Raw genomic sequence first — 19,771 nt, 5'->3', positions numbered from 1 at the left:
CAGACCGGCAAGAAGAACTAACCAATGCTGCCTGATTTCAACGCGCTTGCCGTTTTCGCTCTGGTCGCCGAGGAGAAAAGTTTTCGCGCGGCCGCCGACCGGCTCGGCGTGACCCGCTCGGCGGTCAGCCAGACGATCCGCAGACTGGAGGAAACGCTCGGCGTCGCGCTTGTATCGCGCACCACGCGCAGCGTTTCGCTGACGGAAGCCGGGGAACGGCTTTACGCCCAGGCGGCGCCCGCACTTTCGGATATGCGCGGCGCCCTGGACAATACCGCCGACAGCCGCGACCTGCCGCGCGGGCGCCTCAATCTGGCGGTGTCGTCGATCGCCGAGGGTTTTCTCTCCGGTCCGCTTCTTGCCGCCTTTGCCGAACAGAACCCGGATGTGCGCCTGCACATCACCGTTACCGACGCGGAATTCGATATCGTCGCCGAAGGCTATGATGCCGGCGTACGGCTGGGCGAAGTCATAGCGCAGGACATGATCGCCGTGCCGGTTTCGGGCGACCAGCGCCAGCTTGCCGTTGCCGCCCCATCCTACTTAAACCGGTTCGGCACGCCCGCCCATCCGCGCGAGCTTTCCGCCCACCGCTGCATCGGCTGGCGGGTCGCACCGCATATCGCGCCCTATCGCTGGGAATTCGAGGAGGATGGTAAGGAGTTTGCGGTCGCTGTCGCCGACACGATCACCACGACCGACATGACGCTGATGGTGCGTCTTGCCGTTGCCGGCGCCGGCATTTCCTTCGGCATGGAGGACACGTTTCGCGAACCGCTGGCGCGCGGCGAACTGGTGCCGGTTCTCGAAGATTTCTGCCCGTGGTTTTCCGGCTTCTATCTCTATTATCCGAGCCGAAGAAACATGGCGCCGAAACTGCGCGCGCTGGTGGATCACCTGCGCGCCTCACGGCGCTGACGAACCGTCCCGCCGCTCGACTTCGTAGACGCAGCACCGATCCCCATCGATTTCGTAGCGCCCGCCCGCCTTCCACAGCGAATAGGCCGGCTCCAGATCGAGCGACGGCGAACCGCGGCGCAGGCCGAGCCGGGAAATGAGGCCGCCGCGCGGTCTCGGCCTCGGTTGCGGCAGATCGGGCTGCAGCAGGAACAGCATGAGCCAGTCCTGCAAAACGTAATCGGAGGCAATGCCGTGGCATGCATCCTTCAAACAATAATGCCAGGCCGGCCGCCTGGGGCCGGACGAGCGAATCTCGTCGGCAAAGGCGTCGAGCGCGTCGGCGGCCCTTTCCCATTCCGGATTGTCCGGCTTTCCGGTAACGAAGGTAAGATTTTCGAGCGCCTCGGCATGGCTTGCCTTGCCGCGCGCATGCAGGAAGCCGGCACGCTGGGCAATGTCGCGCCGCGCCAGCTCGACAAGAACCTCGAGCGGGCGGGAATTGCGGGCAAGCGGCTGGACCTCCGCCGAAAGGGTGCGCCGTTCGCGCGGCATATGATCGGCAAGCAGCCGTTTCAGTCGTTCGAGAAACCGGCCGCCATCGGGAAGATCGCCGAACAGGCTGTCCAGCCGATCCGGATCGGCATCCTTGATGAGCCCGATGAACTGGCTGTGGTCGTGTTCCGCAGCGCCGGTAAAGGTCTGTCGCCACTGCGTTTCGAGATCGTCTTCCTTCGCGCGGGCCAGAACCTCCTCCGCGCCCCCATCTGTCTGCGCCTGCCCGACATCTGCGGCGTCCTGCTGGAAAATGTCCGCACGCTCGGCAACCCTATGAAGCGGCAGATAGATTGTCGCCAGCGTCATCCCGTCAACGCGGCCTGGGCTTCCGTCGCAGGTGCGTTCACCGCTCGCCGTTTCGTCGTTGGCTGTTTCACTCTCCGAAAAACCGGCCACGCCCTCGATCACCTGATGGCCCTCTGGCCACCAGGGACGGATGTCGCGCGCCATGCTCTTGCCCATGACCGCATCAAGGCCCGCCCAGAGATCGGAAAGCCGACGTGCCCATGCCTGATACTGCGCAGATTGGCGATCCGCCTGCGGCCGGGGAAAATCGAGCAGCCAGGCCTCCACCGGCTCTTGTCCCGGTGCGATATCGTCACCACTCGTCTGTCGCGCCCCCAGAACGAAACCCTTCCGCCACGCGCCCGGGAAAAACGCCAGTCGCGAATGGTTTTCGCCCCCCGGCGCATAGCTGCCATGGACGATCAGCGCCGCGCGGGCGTTGTCTGCTTCACTCTGTGTCATGGCCCTGCATCAATGGGAAATCATGTCGTTTTGATGGGCATCCAACCGCACATTCCAAGATAATCGGAGGAGCGGCGAACTGTCCCACTCAACACCGGCAGATGCGAGATTGACAAGCGCTGCCGGGGCGGCCAGCCTGCACCTTATGTCGCCGACCTATACGCCCTATGATGGTTCATCGCCACTTTTTGCCATCGGCCTGTCGCCGCTGGATCCCCAATTCTGGTTCGAGCCGGACGACAATCTCGGGCCCGAACTGACGGAAAAGCGCCGGCTCGTGGCCGAGCATGGCGACGAGGTTCTGCGCGCCGAACGGGACACTGATGACGCCCAGCGCGAAGTGCTCGAGCGAATGGTTCTCACCCTTACGACCCGCCACCCGCACATTTATCGCCGCGACGGAAACCGTATTCACCTTGCCGGTCACACGGTCGATCTGGCCGACGAAACCATTCTGCCGCTCCACCGCGCCGGCCTGCTGGTGCAGGATGATCTGGTCATCATGCGAAGGGGGGAAAACGGCTGGCGTCTTGCCGCCGCCTTCCTTGCCTTTCCGTCCTCGTGGGAACTCTCGCAAAAATTCGGCAAGGTGATGGACGAGGTGCATGCACCCGTGCCAGGCTTTGAAGGTGGCAGCCGCAATGCCGAACTCATAAACCGGATGTTCGACCGGCTGCAGCCGGGCCATCCGGTCCGGCGCATGAACTGGTCGATCAACTGGCGGCACGCGCTTTATCATCCGCAGTCCCTGCCCGCGGAAACGGTCGAGGTGGTGCCGGCGCGGGACGCGGTGATCCGCGTCGAGCGCCAGACGCTGACCAAGCTGCCGGTCTGCGGCGATATCCTTTTCACCATCCGCATCTATCTCGATCCGCTTGCCGCCATCCTCGCCGAGCCGGATGCGCAGCGGCTTGGCGCCGGCATGGCCGACCAGCTGGAACGGCTGACGATCGACGAGGCTAAATACAAGGGCGTCCACCGCAAACGGGCGGAACTGCTGATGCATCTGCGGCAGATACAGACCCCGCCCGTCCGGCCCGAGGGACCGCCATCAGGGGCTGACGAGAATGGAACAAACGCTTTATTGTGACGTCGAAATATGATCTAGCGCAGCGCAATCGAACCGGCATCGAAATGCGTGCCGCAATATCCGTCACACTGGCCCATTAAGCGTGAAAAGCTTAGACGCGGCGAAACAACAGCAGTCGATCGTTAGGGAGCATGACATGTCTGAGCAGAACTACCCGGTTTATGCCGAAATCACCGGCCCGATCGTGCTGATCGGCTTTGGCTCGATCGGTCGCGGCACGCTGCCGCTGATCGAGCGCCATTTCAAGTTCGACAAGAGCCGGATGGTTGTCATCGACCCCCGCGACGACGCGGCCGACATGGCGATCCTCAAGAAGCACGGCGTGCGCCATGTCAAGGACCATGTCACCAAGGACAATTACAAGAGCCTGCTGAAACCGCTGCTCGACGACGGCAAGGGCGGTCAGGGTTTCTGCGTCAACCTGTCGGTCGATACCGGCTCGCTTGACCTGATGAAGCTGTGCCGCAAGCTCGACGTCCTTTATATCGACACCGTCGTCGAGCCCTGGCTCGGCTTCTATTTTGACAAGAGCATGAAGAATTCCGAGCGCACCAATTATGCGCTGCGCGAAACCGTGCGCCACGAGAAGAAGAAGAACCCGGGCGGCACCACCGCCGTTTCCACCTGCGGCGCCAATCCCGGCATGGTCTCGTGGTTCGTCAAGCAGGCGCTGGTCAACCTTGCCAACGACACCGGTCTGAAGTTCGACGAGCCGGACCAGAACGACCGCGAGGGCTGGGCCAAGCTGATGAAAAAGCTTGGCGTCAAGGGCGTGCATATTGCCGAGCGCGACACCCAGCGCACCAAGCATCCCAAGCCACTCAACGTGTTCTGGAACACATGGTCGGTCGAAGGCTTCATTTCGGAAGGTCTGCAGCCGGCCGAACTCGGCTGGGGCACTCATGAAAACTGGATGCCGAAAAACGCCAAGAAGCACAAGAAGGGCTGCCAGGCGGCCATCTATCTGGAACAGCCGGGCGCCAACACGCGCGTGCGCACCTGGTGCCCGACGCCGGGCCCGCAATACGGCTTCCTCGTGACCCATAACGAGTCGATCTCGATCGCCGACTATTACACCGTCGAGAAGGACGGCGAAGTCGTCTATCGCCCGACCTGCCATTACGCCTATCACCCCGCCAATGACGCCGTGCTGTCGCTACACGAAATGTTCGGCAATGGCGGCAAGGCGCAACCCGTCCTGCACGTCCTCGATGAGGACGAACTGGAGGACGGCATCGACGAACTCGGCGTACTGCTCTACGGCCACGAGAAGAACGCCTACTGGTACGGGTCGCGCCTGTCGCTGGAAGAAACCCGCCGCATCGCGCCTTACCAGAACGCCACCGGCCTGCAGGTGACCTCCGCCGTTCTCGCCGGCATGGTCTGGGCGCTTGAAAACCCGAAGGCCGGCATCGTCGAGGCCGACGAAGTCGATTACAAGCGCTGCCTGGAAGTGCAGACGCCTTATCTCGGCCCGGTCGAAGGTCATTATACCGACTGGACGCCGCTCGAAGACCGTCCGGGCCTGTTCCCGGAAGACATCGACGAGAAGGATGCCTGGCAGTTCAGGAACATTCTGGTGCGCTGAGCGCGCCTGTGAATGTCGAACGCCCGCCATCGTGCGGGCGTTTTTCATGGTGAGATTTGCCGGGTCGGTCTTTCAAAGCCGACCTCTTGCGTTACATAGGCTGTGACGGCATGTTCCGACGGGAAGCCGACTTGCGGAGATTGATAGTATGAAGCTGAAATTGAGTCTGGCGCTGGTCGCCACCGCGTGCCTGAGCGCCTGCGTGTCCTCTCCCCCGCCGCGCCAGATGGCGTCTGCCGCCCCGGCCCAGCCGCAGGGCGTCGAAGGCACGTGGTCGGATCCGAACGGCATCATCTCCACCTTCCAGGGCGGCACGTTCAACACACGCTCGACCGACAACAACGCGCTTCTCGCATCGGGCAATTACGTCAACCTGTCGCCGACACTGGTCGAGATCAACATGACCTCGCTGGTGCGCAAGACGCAGTCCAAGGTCAACTGTGCACTGGTCAACATGAACCAGCTGAACTGCACCGCCGACAGCGGTTCGCAGTTCTCGCTCTCGCGCCGCAGCTAACCGCTCCGCCGACGCAGATCGCCATCGAAACCGGCCGCGACATGCCTGTCGCCGCCGGTTTTTTTCGTGGCCGACCAACCTTTGCGCCGGGGCCGGAAAATACCCAAAAGCATGCCGGGCACCGGAATCGGCTGGCCTCCACATTGCCATTCCTCCTTTGCTCGCGATATTGCGTCGTCATCGAAACGAGGACCTGCCGAAGCCATGGAAACATTTCACAACGCGCCCGGCCCGGTCCAATGGACGCTGGCCGATTTTCTCGGCACATACCGTTACTGGGCGTTGTTTGCGGCATGGCTGTTCGTGTCGGTCGGCGCGCAGGGTTTCGGCGCCGTCATTCCCGCAATATCGTCCATGGCCGGGCTCAGCGTTGCCAGCACGAGCCTCTATTATTCCGGCACTGGCGTCGGATGGATCGGCGCGGCATTCATCGCCTTTGTCGTTGCCGGCCGCTCGGGCAGGGCCGCACTGATCGTGCCCCTGGCGGTCTGCGCAATCCTTCTCGCAGCCTTTGCGTTTCTGCAGCCGCTTTCGCAGACGGCTCCCTTCCTGTTTCTGCTCGGGCTTTCGATCGGCACGGTGCAGGCCCTGTTTCCGCTGGCCACGGCGGTCTTTCTTGTCGGCGGCCGTCCGGGCAGGATTGATTTTGCATGCGCCATGGCGCTGCTGTCCGGCGCGGTCCTTCTATCGTTTCTCGGCCCCATCCTCGTGTCCCTTCTCTATGACGATCAGGGAGTGACGACCGTTGTGGCCGCCGTCTTCATCTGCATGGTCATGGCGATCCTCGCGATCGCACCGGCAAAACGGCTTGCTTTCGAAGACGTCCCCCGTCCGCGTCATCATCCGCTCAGCCCGAGACAACGATCCCCAATGCTGCTCGCATGCGTCCTGCTCTCGGCGCCGGTCCTGTGGATGGTGGCAGCCATCGGGACTGATTTTTTCCGGGCGCATATCTTTGCCGACGGTCCCTCGCCGGTCGTCCTGTTCCTGTCGCTGGCGCTCGTGATCATCACGTTCGGCGCCCTCATCTATCTCCTCTACTGGGTCTATCGCATCCATGGCGAACTGGCGGGCGCGCAGGCCTCGCAGCGGCTGGTGTCGCCTCTTGCCGCGCTCCTCGTCGCCCTTTTCGTGCCGCTTGGTCTGCCCGTCCTCCTGATGACGCTGGGTGAGCTGCTCAACGACCGTGCAAGGGAGAAAGGCCGGCCCCGGTTGCTGTCGATCGGCTGGCTGGCGACATGGTGCCTGCTTCTGCCTCCGGTCGCGATGGCTCTGATCCAGCACGCGGTCAACCGAGACTATGGAAGCGACGGGCCTCAGGCCGAGCCCGCGATCCCGCTTCGATCGACGGTTTCCGACACGCCATGACAGGCGGCCGGCTTCGCTGCCCGGTGCACCTTAAGCATCGCACCTGGCTGTCACATTTCCCCTTGAATGACCCCGCTGTTGATGAAAGCATGAGGCCCGGAAAACCTGTCATATTTGAGAACTAGAACAGGGTGGAACAGGCCTCGATAAGGCCTATTGATAATGGAGAGAGATATGTTGAAGAGATTGAAATTCGGCCTGCTGACCGCATCGGTCATGGCCCTTTCCAGCGGTGCAGCCTTTGCTGATTTCGAACTCAACATCCTGCATATCAACGATTTCCACTCACGCGTGGAAGAGATCAACAAGAACGACAGCACGTGCTCGGACAAGGAAAAGGCAGCGCAGGAATGCTTCGGCGGCGCCGCCCGCCTGAAGACCGCATTCGAGCAGCGCCGTTCAGCCCTGTCGGGCAAGAACGTGCTCTCGCTCAATGCCGGCGACAATTTCCAGGGCTCGCTGTTTTATTCGACCCTCAAGGGCAAGGCCGAACTGGAAGTGATGAACGCCATCGGCTTCGATGCCATGACGGTCGGCAACCATGAATTCGACGATGGCGAAACCGCCATCCTGCCCTTCCTTGAAGGTGCGAAATTCCCGGTGCTGGGCGCCAACGTCAAGGTCACGGCGCCATCCACGCTCGGCGACCGCGTCAAGCCTTCGACCGTTGTCGAGGTTGGCGGCCAGAAGATCGGCATCATCGGCGTCGTCACCACCGATACCAACGAGATCGCCAATCCCGGCGTGAACGTGAAGATCGACGACGATGTCGCCGCCATCGAGGCCGAAATTGCCAAGCTGAAGGCCGACGGCGTCAACAAGATCATCGCGCTCACCCATGTCGGTTACAAGCGCGACATGGACGTTCTTGCCAAGATCGCCGATATCGACGTTATTGTCGGCGGCCATTCGCACACGCTTCTGTCCAACACCGATGCCAAGGCCGAAGGCCCCTACCCGACCTTCGTCGACAATGCCGGCGGCTACAAGGTGCCGGTGCTCTCTGCCGCCTCCTACAGCAAATATCTCGGCGAAGTCAGCATTGTCTTCGATGACAACGGTGTCGTGAAGTCCGCCAAGGGCGACCCGATCCTCGTCGACAAGGCGTTCGAACCTGACCAGACGGTCGCCGCCATGGTCACCGAACTGGCCAAGCCGATCGATGAACTGCGCAAGAAGGTGATCGGTCAGTCTTCCGACAAGATCGAAGGCGACCGCACGGTTTGCCGCGCCAGGGAATGCTCGATGGGCAACCTCGTCGCTGACGCCATGCTCGAGGCCGGCAAGGGCCAGGGCATGACCATCGCCATCATCAATGGCGGCGGTCTGCGCGCTTCGATCTCGGCCGGTGACGTCACCCAGGGCGATGTCATCAGCGTGCTGCCGTTCCAGAACACGCTCGCCACCTTCCAGCTTTCCGGCGCGGACATCGTCAAGGCACTCGAAAACGGCGTGAGCCAGATCGATGACGGCGCCGGTCGCTTCCCGCAGGTCGCGGGTCTCAAATTCTCCTTCGACAAGGCCAAGCCGGCCGGCTCCAGGGTCAGCGACGTGCAGGTGAAGGAAGGCGACAACTTCGTGGCCATCGATCCGGCCAAGACCTATGGCGTCGTTTCCAACAATTTCATGCGCGCCGGCGGTGACGGTTACGCGTCGTTCAAGACCGGCGCCCAGAACGCCTATGACTACGGTCCGGACCTTGCCGACGTTACCGCCGCCTATGTCGGCGCCAACGCCCCCTACAAGCCCTACACGGACGGCCGCATTACCGACCTGACGCCGGCCGACTACAAGCCGACACCGAAGGCCGACGCGGCAAAACCCGCCGCCCCGGCCGCCCCGAGCGCATCCGCTCCCGCCCCTGCTCCGACAACCACGGCGCAGGCACCGGCGAGCCCTGCTCCCGCCCCTGCTGAAACGGCACCCGCCGCGCCTGCTCCGGCAACGCCTGCACCTGACGCAACGACCACTGCACCGGCCGCCGTCGAAGCCCCCGGCCAGACCGCGCAGCCGGCCTCCGGCCCGAGCAAATACACGGTGGTCAAGGGCGATTCGCTGTGGACGATCGCCGAAAGCGCCTATGGCGACGGCACACGCTGGAGCGAAATTTCCCGGACCAACCAGTTGCGCAACCCGAACCTGATCCAGGTCGGCAAGGAGCTGGACTTGCCCGCAAAGTAAGCGGGCTCGCTCAAGACAATTTGTCCTACGCTAAACAACGGCCCGGGTCTTTCCCGGGCCGTTGTTTGTTTCTACATAAGGCGCATCGGTCGGCGGCCAGCCATGGGCGCAGATCCCGTCCTCTTACCCGGATACCCGAATGATCGTTCCTTCCGCCGTCACGCCTGCCGACCACCCGAAAATCTCCTATGGCAAGGTGGGCGTCCTGCTCGTCAATCTCGGCACGCCCGACGGCACCGACTACTGGTCGATGCGACGCTATCTGGCGGAATTCCTGTCCGACAGCCGTGTCATCGAATGGTCGAAACTCTACTGGTACCCGATCCTTTACGGCATCGTGCTGAACAAGCGTCCGCAGAAGGTGGGCAAGGCTTATGAGGAGATCTGGAACAAGGATCTCGACGAAAGCTACCTGCGCACCTACACCCGCAACCAGGGGGAGCTGATGGCCTCGCGGCTGACGGACCTGCCCAACGTCGTGGTCGACTGGGCGATGCGCTACGGCAATCCGTCGATCGCCTTGAAGATCGATGCCTTGAAGGCGCAGGGCTGCGATCGCATCGTGCTCTTCCCGCTTTATCCGCAATATGCGGCAGCTACCACCGCCACCGTCAACGACAAGGCTTTCGAGCACCTGATGAAGATGCGCTGGCAGCCGGCCGTTCGCACCGTGCCGACCTATCACGACGATCCGGCCTATATCGAGGCGCTGGCCAATTCCGTGCGCAATACGCTGGCGACACTCGACTGGGAACCGCAACTGCTGATCACGTCCTTCCATGGCATCCCGCAATCCTATTTCCGGGCGGGCGATCCCTATTACTGTTTCTGTCAGAAGACGGCGCGGCTGCTTCGCGAGGCGCTCGGCTATCGCGAAGACCAGCTGCGTGTCACCTTCCAGTCGCGTTTCGGTCCGGAAGAATGGCTGCAGCCCTATACCGACAAGACGATGGAAGGGCTCGCCGCCGAAGGCATCAAGCGCGTCGCCATCATGAACCCCGGCTTCGTCTCGGATTGCCTCGAAACGCTTGAGGAAATCGCCGGCGAGGCGGGCGAGATCTTCATGCATCACGGCGGCGAGAAATTCGTCCACATTCCCTGCCTCAATGACAGCGTCGACGGCATGAACGTGCTGGAGACGGTGGTGCGACGCGAGTTGCAGGGCTGGGTGTAACCGCAAAACGGAGAACCGCATGAAAAAGGCCATTGTTACCGGCGGCGCAGGGTTGATCGGTACGGGTATCTGCGAGGCACTCGTCCTGCGGGGCTTCGAGGTCGCTTCGTTCGATCTCGTTGAAAAGCCGCATCCCGGCGAAGGCGTGCGGTCGATCCAGTGCGATGTCTCCGATGAAGCCTCGGTGGAAATCGCGGTGGCCGAACTCGGCTGGGACCGGGTCGATCTTCTCGTCAACAATGCCGGTGCCACCGGCGGTGCGCTCGGCACGCCCCTTCTCGATCTCTCGCTCGGCGACTGGCGCCGCGTCATCGACAGCCACCTGACCGGGGCCTTCCTGATGACGCGCACGGTCGCGCCGCTGATGCGCGAGGGCGGCTCGATCGTCAACATGGCGTCAACCCGTGCCTTCATGTCGGAGCCCAATTCCGAGGCCTATGCGGCCTCCAAGGGCGGACTGGTGGCGCTCACCCATGCGCTCGCCGTAAGCCTCGGGCCAAAAATCCGCGTCAACGCCATCGCACCGGGCTGGATCAGCGGTGAGACGGAACTCAGCCAGGAGGACGAGGCGCAGCATCCGGCCGGACGCGTCGGCCGATCCAAGGATATTGCCGATGCCGTGCTATATCTCGAAAGCGCCGGCTTCGTCACCGGTCAGGTCCTGACCGTCGATGGCGGCATGACCCGCAAGATGATCTACGCCGAATAGGCTTGCACGGCCTTTGCCGGCAAAGTGATGCCGTGATCGGAGAAATAACGCTCGAGCGCCTCTGGCAGGGCCGCATGGGCGGCACTCGCCACATAGCTGTCCGGCCGGATGAGATAGGCGGCATCGCGGCCGATCCCCGCCTCCTCGAAGGCTGACTGCCACGGAAACACGTGCAGCGGCAGACCGCTTTCACGGCACCACTCCTCGACATCGCTGCCGGCATAACCATAGACATGCACCTGCCAGCAGAGGTCGCGAAAACCGTCATGGTTGGAACGGCCATCGCCAAGGTCGAACCATGGCAGCCGGTCGCCGCCATGGACGTCTCCCGCTTCGCCGCGGCTCAGATAGTCGCCGCGATAGTGGATCATCAGCTGCGACAGGGTGCGAAACACGAATTCGCGCAAGGGCTCGATCTGCACCGCCATCGGCATCAACAGCGGCACCAGTCGCTTGCGCACGAATTGCGCCAGCCCGCCATCGGCCGTGGCGAGCGAGAACGCCTGATCGGTGGTGCGCACCAGACTGCGGGCGAAGGCAAGACGTTCCTCCTCGAACGTGTTGAGCAGGCGATTGGCGGCAGCGGCATCGTGCACGCCGCCATCGAGCACGGCCTTGAGCTTCCATGCCAGATTGATGGCATCGCCGATCCCGGTATTCATGCCCTGCCCGCCGGCCGGGCTGTGAATATGCGCTGCGTCGCCCAGAAGAAAGGTGCGGCCCTCGCGGAACCGGTCGGCGACCCGGTGATGGACCCGGTAGGTCGAAAACCAGTTGATCGCCGTCACCTCGATGGCGAGATCGCTGACGGCCCGGTCCTTCAGCGCCTCGAAATGCCGGGTGCCGACCCGCGTCGCCTCCTCTTCCACCGTTCCGATCAGCCGCGCACGGCGCCCCTCGTCGAGCGGAAAGACGGCGAGGAATTCGGCCTGGTCGAGCGCGATGTTGAGTTCGCCATTCATCGGCGGGCCGGAGGCCTCGACATCGGCGACATAGAAGGTCTGCTGGTAGGTGTCGCCCGGAAAGCCGATCCCGAGGCTCTTGCGCACTGAAGAGCTCGCACCGTCGCAGCCGGCAAGAAAGGCCGCATCGCAGAGAACCTCGCCTCCATCCGCAAGCACCAGCCGGGCGGAAATGCCCTCCGCGGTCTCCTTGTGCTCGATGAACGTGGTGTTCCATTCGATGCGCACGCCTTCGGCCTCCAGCCGCGCGATCAGCAGCTCCTCATGCTGGTTTTGCGGATAGATATGCAGGAAAGGATACGGGGTGAGATCTTTACCGATATCGCCGAAGCCGGCACGTGCCTTGCGGCTGCCGCCCACCCACAGATTGACGCCATCGACGCGATGGCCTTTTGCGATCACCGCCTCGGCAAGGCCGAGCTGGTCATAGAGTTCGAGCGTACGCGCATGAACGGCCAGCGCGCGCGAGGCCGAACCCGGCCCGGCGGCGCTGGACACGATGCGTACCGCCACGCCCATTCTGGCCAGCCACAGGGCAAGAACCAGCCCGGTCGGTCCCGCCCCCACGATCAACACGCTTCTGTCCATGCGTTCCTCCTCCCCATATCGTTAGCAATCTAACGCAACCGCGCGAAAGGCAAAGCGGGAAGATCGCACGCGGGACTTGTCACACCGCATGAGAACCATCGCGGCGAAGGTCGGGAACGGCGACAGGGTGGCGGAACCAGGCCGGCGAATGCACGGATGCCAGACAGTTCTTGCCAGGGGCGTTAGTGCCAGGGCGCCAAGGTCAAGGCGATCTACGTCATTACGGTCAGTGCCAACACGTCAGGCGCACGTTGGCGCAGGTCTCCGATTGCCGGTCATGCGGTTGCGACCTTCCAGAAATCCGCATCCGCATAGTCGGTCGGATCGTCGACACCAGCCAGGTGAAAAGCCTCGCGCCGCTCGACACAGGTGCCGCATCGGCCGCAATGCCTGTCGCCGCCCTTGTAGCAGGACCAGGTCTCGGCGAAAGGCGTCTCATGCCTTGCGCCGTCGCTGACGATATCGGCCTTGGAGCCGTTCACATAGGGCGCAAGCAGCTGAACGGAGGCGTATCCCTCCAAGGCATGCCGCTGCATCGCGGCGAAACTTTCGATGAAGTCAGGCCGGCAATCGGGATAGATGAAGTGATCGCCGCCATGCACGGCGATTGCCACCGCATCCGCCTGCCGCGCCGCTGCCACGCCGAAAGCGACCGTGAGCATGATGGCATTGCGGTTCGGCACCACCGTCACGCGCATCGTCTCCTCGGCATAGTGGCCGTCGGGAACGTCGAGATCGTCCGTCAAGGCCGAACCGGTCAGCTGGCTGCCGATCATGCGCATGTCGATGATCTGATGGAACACGCCGAGCCGCTTCGCACAGGCTGCCGCATACTCGATTTCCTTGCGATGGCGCTGACCGTAATCGAAGGAAATCAGGCCCATGAGATCGCCCCTGGCGGCGATGCGATGGGCAAGCGAAACGGAATCGAGTCCGCCGGAGCAGACGACCAATGTCTTCATGGGAAGGTTCCTTGTTTTGACCGGGTAGGCTGCGACCGGCATTGCGGCGCCTATTTAACTCTTTCATCCCGGCCGGAAAACCTATTTCCCAAGTATTGCGATAATCGCATATCGTCAGACATCGGATTGCAATTTACACAAAAATGCGATTGATTAACACAACCACTGGACGATATGAATAAGAAAGACCCGCAGGAGGCGATTCATTGGCAGGGCGTCCGTTCCAGAAGATAGACCGCGCACGGGGCGACCGTCTCAGACAGGCCGTCGGCGCCCGCGGGCCGCAAAAGATCATGGCGCTGGCCGCCGATCTCGATATCTCGCCGGCTGCGGTCTCGAAATGGATGCATGGCCATGCCATGTCGATCGACAATGCACAACGGCTCTCGGATCTTCTGGGCATTTCTCTTGACTGGCTCTTGTCAGGAGCGCCCAAGGAGATCGATGCGAGCGGCGCGCGACTGAGCGGCATGGAACGGGAGCTGATCGAACACCTGCGCGAACGCCCGCCGCATATCCTGCCTATGCTGACCCGCCTGATCCGGGAAATTCCCGCGAACCGGCAGCGAAGTCGGTGAACATCAAGCGGAATCTCCCCTGCGCCCTGCTTGTGCTTGTCTCCTCCGGCGCGCTTGCATAGGATCGTTGCCGATCCATCTGACCATAAGGGGGCCCCATGCTGAACCTCACCGGGTTCGACATTTTCGTCATCGGCATCGTCATTCTGGCGATCCTGCTGCTGTTCGCACTCGTCAAGACGGTGCCGCAGGGCTATTGCTATACGGTCGAACGGTTCGGCAAATACACGCGCACCTTGCAGCCAGGCCTCAATATCCTGACCCCCTTTATCGAGCGTATCGGGGCGCGCATGAATGTCATGGAACAGGTTCTGCACATCCCGACGCAGGAAGTCATCACCAAGGACAATGCAAGCGTCTCCGCCGATGCCGTCGCCTTCTACCAGGTGCTCAATCCCGCCCAGGCGGCCTATCAGGTCACCAATCTGGAAGTCGCCGTGCAGAACCTCACCATGACCAATATCCGCTCGGTCATGGGATCGATGGATCTCGACGAACTTCTGTCCAACCGCGACATCATCAATGACCGTCTTCTGCGCGTCGTTGACGAAGCCGTCCAACCCTGGGGCATCAAGGTCACCCGTATCGAAATCAAGGACATCCAGCCGCCGGCCGACCTCGTTGCCTCGATGGGCCGCCAGATGAAGGCGGAGCGTGAGAAACGCGCCCAGATCCTTGAGGCCGAAGGCGCGCGTAACGCCCAGATCCTGCGCGCCGAAGGCGCCAAGCAGGCAGCCGTCCTGCAGGCCGAGGGCGAACGCGAAGCCGCCTTCCGCGATGCCGAGGCGCGAGAACGCCTGGCAGAAGCCGAAGCCCGCGCAACCCAGGTCGTATCGGAAGCCATCGCCGCCGGCGACGTGCAGGCCATCAACTATTTCGTGGCGCAGAAATATACCGAGGCGCTGGTCGAGATCGGCAAGGCCGGCAATTCCAAGATCGTGCTGATGCCGCTCGAGGCATCGTCTCTGATCGGTTCGCTGAGCGGTATCGGGGCGATTGCCAGGGAGGTCTTTGGCGGCGACGGCGATGGCCCAGCCGCCCCGTCCCGTGCAACGCAGCCCCGTCAGCCGACCATCCGCCGCCCGCCGACGGTTCCGCCGTTCGGCTCTAGCGAAAGCTGAAAACCATGGTGATCGAACTCTGGAACAGTGGCGGCCCGTGGAGCTGGTGGATCGTAGGCCTGGTCCTGCTCGCGCTCGAACTGGTCGTTCCGGGTTTCTTCCTGATCTGGGTCGGGGCTGCCGCCGTGGTGATTGGCGCGCTGTCGCTGGCGCTTTGGGGTACGGCTTTCTGGGGCTGGCAGGTACAGCTTCTGCTGTTTGCCGTGCTCTCCATCGCATTCGCGCTCGCCGGCCGGCGTTTCTACAGCGGCCAGGGCAGCAAGACCGACGAACCCTGGCTCAACCGGCGCGGTGAAAGCCTTGTCGGCCGTACCGCCACGCTTGCCGAACCGATCCTTGAAGGGCGGGGTCGCATTCGGCTCGACGATACGACATGGTCGATCATGGGCCCCGACCTGCCGGCAGGCGCGCGCGTGAAAGTCGTCGCGTCGAGCGGACGCGATCTTACCGTCGAGCCGGCCTGATATCGGCCAAAAGACCGGCCCACTCACCGGCCCAGCCACCGGCCCAGCCACCGACAATGCCGGTCAATGTCAGGCGACGCCGATCCGCAGCAGATCGTGGAAATGGATGAGGCCGAGCGGCCGGTTGTCCTCGTCGATGACGATCAGCGCGCCGATCTTGTACTGGTTGAGCTGTGCCAGCGCCGCAGTGGCCAGAACCGACGGTTTGATCGTCTTCGGCTGGCGGGTCATAATGTCGTCGACGCACAGTTCCGCCAAGTTGCGCGACAGGTTGCGCGCTATGTCGCCCTCGGTCACGAGGCCGCACAGCCGCCCTTCCTCATCCAGCACGCCGACGCAGCCGAAATGCTTGTGCGACAGGACGGTGATGGCCTGCGCCAGCGGTGTCCCCTTCGCAACCAACGGAACGCGGTCGCCTGTATGCATGATGTCGCGCACATGGGTAAGGCTCGCGCCCAGCTTGCCGCCGGGGTGAAAGACGCGAAAATCCATCGGCGTGAAGCCGCGTGCCTCCAGAAGCGCCACCGCGAGCGCGTCACCGAGCGCCATCTGCAAGAGTGTGGAAGTCGTTGGCGCCAGACCATGCGGACAGGCCTCCGTCGCATCCGGCAGAAGCAGCACCACGTCCGCCTCGCGTCCGAGCGACGACGCCGCGTTGCATGTCATGGCGATGAGCGGAATGGAGAAACGCCGCGTATAGGCGACGATGCTTTTCAGCTCGGCGCTTTCGCCGCCCTTGGAAATTGCCAAAACCGCATCGTTCTGGGCGATCATGCCGAGATCGCCATGGGCGGCTTCGGCGGCGTGAACGAAGGAGGTGGGCGTTCCGGTCGACGACAGGCTTGCCGCCAGTTTCACACCGATATGACCGCTTTTGCCGACGCCGGTGACGATGACGCGCCCCGTCGTGGCGAGGATCAGATCGATCGCCCGGCGAAACGGCTCGGCCAGTCCATCACTGAGGGCCGCTTCAAGGGCATCCAGCCCCTGTTTTTCGAACGCGACGGTTCGTAGCGCGGACTGGATGACATCGGTTTCGGGCATGGTCGCGGATGGGTTCTGGGTCATGGCGAGCATGTATCGCGGTTGCGGCCCGGAGTCCATCGGGGACGCCGGCCGGCTCGCACCGAACGTCATGTCGTGCCTCGTCGCCGCGGCCTGCAAGGCAGCTGGAGTGCCCTTGTCCCGAGGCTGTTGCGGCGGCGCGTCGCAATTCGGGGGGCCTGCGGCCTTCCCTCTTAGCCTGCATCCTCGACCGCTTGGCCTCTGCCAGCGTGCCGGTCTACCAGTTAGCAAGTCTGCCAGTCCGCCGGTTTTTTCGGTCCGCCAGTCTCCAACATCGACCAAGACTGCTCACCCGCTCTGCCGGTGCTTACAGTTCCGCGACGCCCATCGCCCCCAATTCCATTGCGAACGCATCCGTCACCGCGCACCGGTCATGCCCTCACACTCCTGGTGGCGGCAACGCAACGCTTCGTTAACCATGCTGATTTACCCTTGGATAATATTGACCCTCCTCAGGCGACGCGATGAACGGCAAAGGATACCAGGCTCGATCGGCAGCGGCCCTTGGACGGGCGGCTTCGGCGACGGAGATATCCGCGGCCGGTCCCTCGCGTGCTACCGCCGCGCCACGCCCGTGCATGCCCGGCCGCAACCGACCGGTCCGCGGCACAATGCTCGTCCTTCTCGCCTCGACGCTCCTGATGCCCGGCGCCCCGAGCGCGCAAAGCCCCTATTCCGGCCAATCCGGCACTCGCCCGACCTCCGCCGCGACCGCGACGAGCGGCACCTCCTACAGGACGACGGCCGCCGCACGCAGCCCGTCCACCGGCGCGCTGGGCGCGTCGAACGGCATCACGCCGCTCGCGGGAATGCCTGCAAATCCCGCTGATCCGGCCGGCGACCCATATGCCGATCCCGATGCTGCGCCGGCCGGGTTCGGCGATCCGCGCCAGCCCATGGACGGGCAGGCAGCGGGAGATCCGCGCGGCCCTGACGATGCCGCCCCACTGGCAGAACTCGACCTTAACCAGCCGGTCGAGGGACCGCTCAACCCGCCAGAGCCGGATCGCGATGGCATCGACAATCCGCTGACCCGGAGCGACGACGGCATGGGCGTCCGGCTCGGCACCTTCACCCTGCGGCCAAGCGTCAACCAGAGCGTCAACCACGAAACCGAGCGCACGGTGAACGGCCGGGCCAGCCGCAACTATCTGTCCACCGCCATCCGCGGCACACTCTCCTCCGACTGGTCGCGCCACGCGCTGACGGTGACGGGTGAAGGCACGTTTGAGAAAACGCTGTCCGGTCGCACCAGCAACAGCGCCGATTTCGAACCGGAAGGCCGCATCGACACCGACCTGCGGCTCGACCTTTCCAACGATACGATCGCCAACCTGACGGGCAATTACGCGCTGGAGCGCGAAAGCAACAGCGACCCCAACGCGGTGGCCGGCGCCAGCACCCAGTCGACCGTTCAGCGCTTCGGCGGCGGGGCGGCCGTAGAGCGCGATTTCGGCGTGTTGCGCGGCACGGCGGCGGTTGCGGTAGCGCGCTCGGTCTATGGCGATGTCGATCTTTCCGATGGAACCCGCGTCAGCCGCTCCGACCGTGACCGTACCGGTTTCGACGGCCGCCTGCGTATCGGCTACGAACTGTCGCCGGCCATCATTCCCTTCCTCGAATTTGCCGCCGGCCGCGCCGTCTACGACGAACGCGTCGATTCTTCCGGTTATCGACGCTCGTCCAACAATTACGCCGCCCGCACCGGCGTCGAATTCGACTTTTCCGAAAAGCTGCGTGGCGAGCTGGGCGTCGGTTATGTCGTCGCCAGATATGATGACGGCCGCCTGAGCGATCTCGGCGCGCTGGCCTTGGACGGCAACGCCACCTGGTCGCCACGCCGCGGCACGGACATCGATTTCGGCCTGCGCACCACCTTGCAGGATGCAACGGCTCCGGGTGCGAATGGCTGGGCGGAATACCGCTTCTCCACGGCCGTGCAGCACCAGTTGCGAAACGACCTGATCGCCCGGCTGACCGGCGCCACGACGCTGCGCGACTTCCCATCCGGTCGCGACGAAAGCACCTACGAACTCGGCGCCGGCATCACCTACCGGATCAATCGCTATCTCGACCTGACAGGCGACGTGACCTACGAGCACGAGGAAAACGCCAGCACTTCGCCGACCAGGACCGTGCAGATCGGTGCCGGCCTGACGCTGCGGCGGTGATCTTGCGGACACGAAAAAGGCCCCGGAGCATCACCCCGAAGCCTTCTCTCATTCAATTCACCAGAACTCAGCCGAGCTTGGACACCAGCGCCTTCAGGCCGTTTTCGACGGTCGGACGAATATCGGCCCGCTTCAGCGCAAAGGCGACGTTGGCGAGGATGAAGCCATCCTTGGCGCCGCAGTCATAGGTCTCGCCGGTAAACTTGTAGGCCGCGAATTCCTGTGACTTGGCCAGCGTCAGCATGCCGTCGGTAAGCTGGATTTCGTTGCCGGCGCCGCGCTCCTGGGTTTCCAGAATATCGAACACTTCCGGCTGCAGGATGTAGCGGCCATTGATGAAGAAGTTCGACGGTGCCGTACCCTTGGCCGGCTTCTCGACCATTTCGGTGATCTTGAAGCCTTCGCCGACCGTCTCGCCGACGCCGACGATGCCGTATTTGTGAGCCTGTTCCGGATCGCACTCCTCGACGGCGAGAATGTTGCCGCCGGTCTTTTCGTAAAGCTCGACCATGCCCTTGAGGCAGCCCTTCTCGGCCGACATGATCATGTCAGGCAAAAGCACGGCGAAAGGCTCGTTGCCGACGATATCGCGCGCGCACCAGACGGCGTGGCCGAGACCGAGCGGCGCCTGCTGGCGGGTGAAGCTCGCCATGCCGGCCTGCGGCAGGAGGTCGGACAGGATGGTCAGTTCGGCATTCTTGTTGCGCTCCTTGAGGAGGGCTTCCAGTTCGAACTGGATGTCGAAATAATCCTCGATTACGCCTTTGCCGCGACCGGTGACGAACACGAGATGTTCGATGCCCGCTTCGATCGCCTCGTCCACCACATACTGGATGACCGGCTTGTCGACGACGGTGAGCATTTCCTTCGGCACGGCCTTGGTCGCGGGCAAAAAGCGCGTCCCCATGCCTGCCACCGGAAATACTGCCTTACGAATCTTTTGGTGTCCCACTCATGCCTCCTAAAAGCACAATCTATTTGTCTGTCGGTCGCCCGCCAAAGGCCTCTAGGGATATATTTCAACCTTTTCG

At 63.0% G+C, this 19,771-nt stretch carries 17 protein-coding genes; 12 read left to right on the top strand and 5 right to left on the bottom strand.

Annotated elements, in window-relative coordinates:
• Window positions 1-24 precede the first annotated feature (24 nt).
• On the top strand, window positions 25-918 hold the full coding sequence (locus tag ACQKKX_RS01200; RefSeq protein WP_427568024.1) for a LysR family transcriptional regulator: 894 nt from the start codon (window positions 25-27) through the stop codon (window positions 916-918).
• Here the strand turns inward: ACQKKX_RS01200 and ACQKKX_RS01195 are convergent.
• Window positions 907-2,202, bottom strand: coding sequence for a hypothetical protein (locus ACQKKX_RS01195; RefSeq protein WP_427568022.1), 1,296 nt, complete (start codon window positions 2,200-2,202; stop codon window positions 907-909). The genes ACQKKX_RS01200 and ACQKKX_RS01195 overlap by 12 nt on opposite strands.
• 109 nt (window positions 2,203-2,311) lie before the next feature.
• Here ACQKKX_RS01195 and ACQKKX_RS01190 point away from each other — a divergent pair, with 109 nt between their 5' ends.
• The 7 genes from ACQKKX_RS01190 (at window position 2,312) to ACQKKX_RS01160 (ending at window position 10,829) form a co-directional block, all read left to right on the top strand.
• The gene (locus ACQKKX_RS01190; RefSeq protein WP_427568020.1) at window positions 2,312-3,292 is read left to right on the top strand and encodes a heme-dependent oxidative N-demethylase family protein; all 981 of its coding nucleotides are present in this window, start codon (window positions 2,312-2,314) and stop codon (window positions 3,290-3,292) included.
• Window positions 3,293-3,428: 136 nt separating this feature from the next.
• Window positions 3,429-4,880, top strand: coding sequence for a homospermidine synthase (locus ACQKKX_RS01185; protein WP_427568018.1), 1,452 nt, complete (start codon window positions 3,429-3,431; stop codon window positions 4,878-4,880).
• 148 nt (window positions 4,881-5,028) lie between these two features.
• A complete protein-coding gene (omp10, locus tag ACQKKX_RS01180) occupies window positions 5,029-5,397 on the top strand; it encodes an outer membrane lipoprotein Omp10 (protein WP_427568016.1) in 369 nt (122 codons plus the stop codon).
• 204 nt (window positions 5,398-5,601) lie between these two features.
• Window positions 5,602-6,765, top strand: a complete 1,164-nt coding sequence (locus ACQKKX_RS01175) for a hypothetical protein (RefSeq protein ID WP_427568014.1) — start codon at window positions 5,602-5,604, stop codon at window positions 6,763-6,765.
• Between the two features lie 174 nt (window positions 6,766-6,939).
• Window positions 6,940-8,946 carry a 5'-nucleotidase C-terminal domain-containing protein gene (locus tag ACQKKX_RS01170; RefSeq protein ID WP_427568012.1) on the top strand — a complete coding sequence of 669 codons (2,007 nt, stop codon included), beginning with the start codon at window positions 6,940-6,942 and terminating at the stop codon, window positions 8,944-8,946.
• 139 nt (window positions 8,947-9,085) lie between these two features.
• The gene (gene hemH, locus ACQKKX_RS01165; protein ID WP_427568010.1) at window positions 9,086-10,120 is read left to right on the top strand and encodes a ferrochelatase; all 1,035 of its coding nucleotides are present in this window, start codon (window positions 9,086-9,088) and stop codon (window positions 10,118-10,120) included.
• A 19-nt stretch (window positions 10,121-10,139) separates the two neighbouring features.
• A complete protein-coding gene (locus tag ACQKKX_RS01160; RefSeq protein WP_427568009.1) occupies window positions 10,140-10,829 on the top strand; it encodes an SDR family oxidoreductase in 690 nt (229 codons plus the stop codon).
• Here the strand turns inward: ACQKKX_RS01160 and ACQKKX_RS01155 are convergent.
• Together ACQKKX_RS01155 and queC are read right to left on the bottom strand one after the other, a co-directional pair.
• On the bottom strand, window positions 10,817-12,379 hold the full coding sequence (locus tag ACQKKX_RS01155) for an FAD-dependent monooxygenase (RefSeq protein WP_427568007.1): 1,563 nt from the start codon (window positions 12,377-12,379) through the stop codon (window positions 10,817-10,819). The genes ACQKKX_RS01160 and ACQKKX_RS01155 overlap by 13 nt on opposite strands.
• Window positions 12,380-12,654: 275 nt before the next feature.
• A complete protein-coding gene (gene queC / locus ACQKKX_RS01150) occupies window positions 12,655-13,341 on the bottom strand; it encodes a 7-cyano-7-deazaguanine synthase QueC (RefSeq protein ID WP_427568005.1) in 687 nt (228 codons plus the stop codon).
• Between the two features lie 206 nt (window positions 13,342-13,547).
• Here queC and ACQKKX_RS01145 point away from each other — a divergent pair, with 206 nt between their 5' ends.
• From ACQKKX_RS01145 to ACQKKX_RS01135, 3 genes are all read left to right on the top strand, one after another.
• Complete coding sequence (locus ACQKKX_RS01145; protein WP_427568003.1) at window positions 13,548-13,919, top strand: helix-turn-helix domain-containing protein; 372 nt, start codon at window positions 13,548-13,550, stop codon at window positions 13,917-13,919.
• Window positions 13,920-14,017: 98 nt separating this feature from the next.
• Entirely contained in the window at window positions 14,018-15,040 is a 1,023-nt protein-coding gene (locus tag ACQKKX_RS01140; protein ID WP_427568001.1) for an SPFH domain-containing protein, read from the top strand.
• A 5-nt stretch (window positions 15,041-15,045) separates the two neighbouring features.
• Window positions 15,046-15,504, top strand: coding sequence for an NfeD family protein (locus tag ACQKKX_RS01135; RefSeq protein WP_427568000.1), 459 nt, complete (start codon window positions 15,046-15,048; stop codon window positions 15,502-15,504).
• 69 nt (window positions 15,505-15,573) lie between these two features.
• Here ACQKKX_RS01135 and ACQKKX_RS01130 read toward each other — a convergent pair whose 3' ends face one another.
• Window positions 15,574-16,548, bottom strand: coding sequence for a KpsF/GutQ family sugar-phosphate isomerase (locus tag ACQKKX_RS01130; RefSeq protein ID WP_427569315.1), 975 nt, complete (start codon window positions 16,546-16,548; stop codon window positions 15,574-15,576).
• 632 nt (window positions 16,549-17,180) lie between these two features.
• On the opposite strand from ACQKKX_RS01130, the gene ACQKKX_RS01125 reads away from it, so the two are divergent.
• Window positions 17,181-18,740 carry an outer membrane beta-barrel protein gene (locus ACQKKX_RS01125; RefSeq protein WP_427567998.1) on the top strand — a complete coding sequence of 520 codons (1,560 nt, stop codon included), beginning with the start codon at window positions 17,181-17,183 and terminating at the stop codon, window positions 18,738-18,740.
• Between the two features lie 67 nt (window positions 18,741-18,807).
• On the opposite strand, the gene galU is transcribed toward ACQKKX_RS01125, so the two are convergent.
• Window positions 18,808-19,692, bottom strand: a complete 885-nt coding sequence (gene galU, locus ACQKKX_RS01120; protein WP_427567996.1) for a UTP--glucose-1-phosphate uridylyltransferase GalU — start codon at window positions 19,690-19,692, stop codon at window positions 18,808-18,810.
• Window positions 19,693-19,771 lie beyond the last annotated feature (79 nt).

The organism is Neorhizobium sp. NPDC001467 (assembly GCF_050275975.1).
GTDB lineage: Bacteria > Pseudomonadota > Alphaproteobacteria > Rhizobiales > Rhizobiaceae > Neorhizobium.
This window is presented reverse-complemented; position numbering and strand designations above follow the sequence as displayed.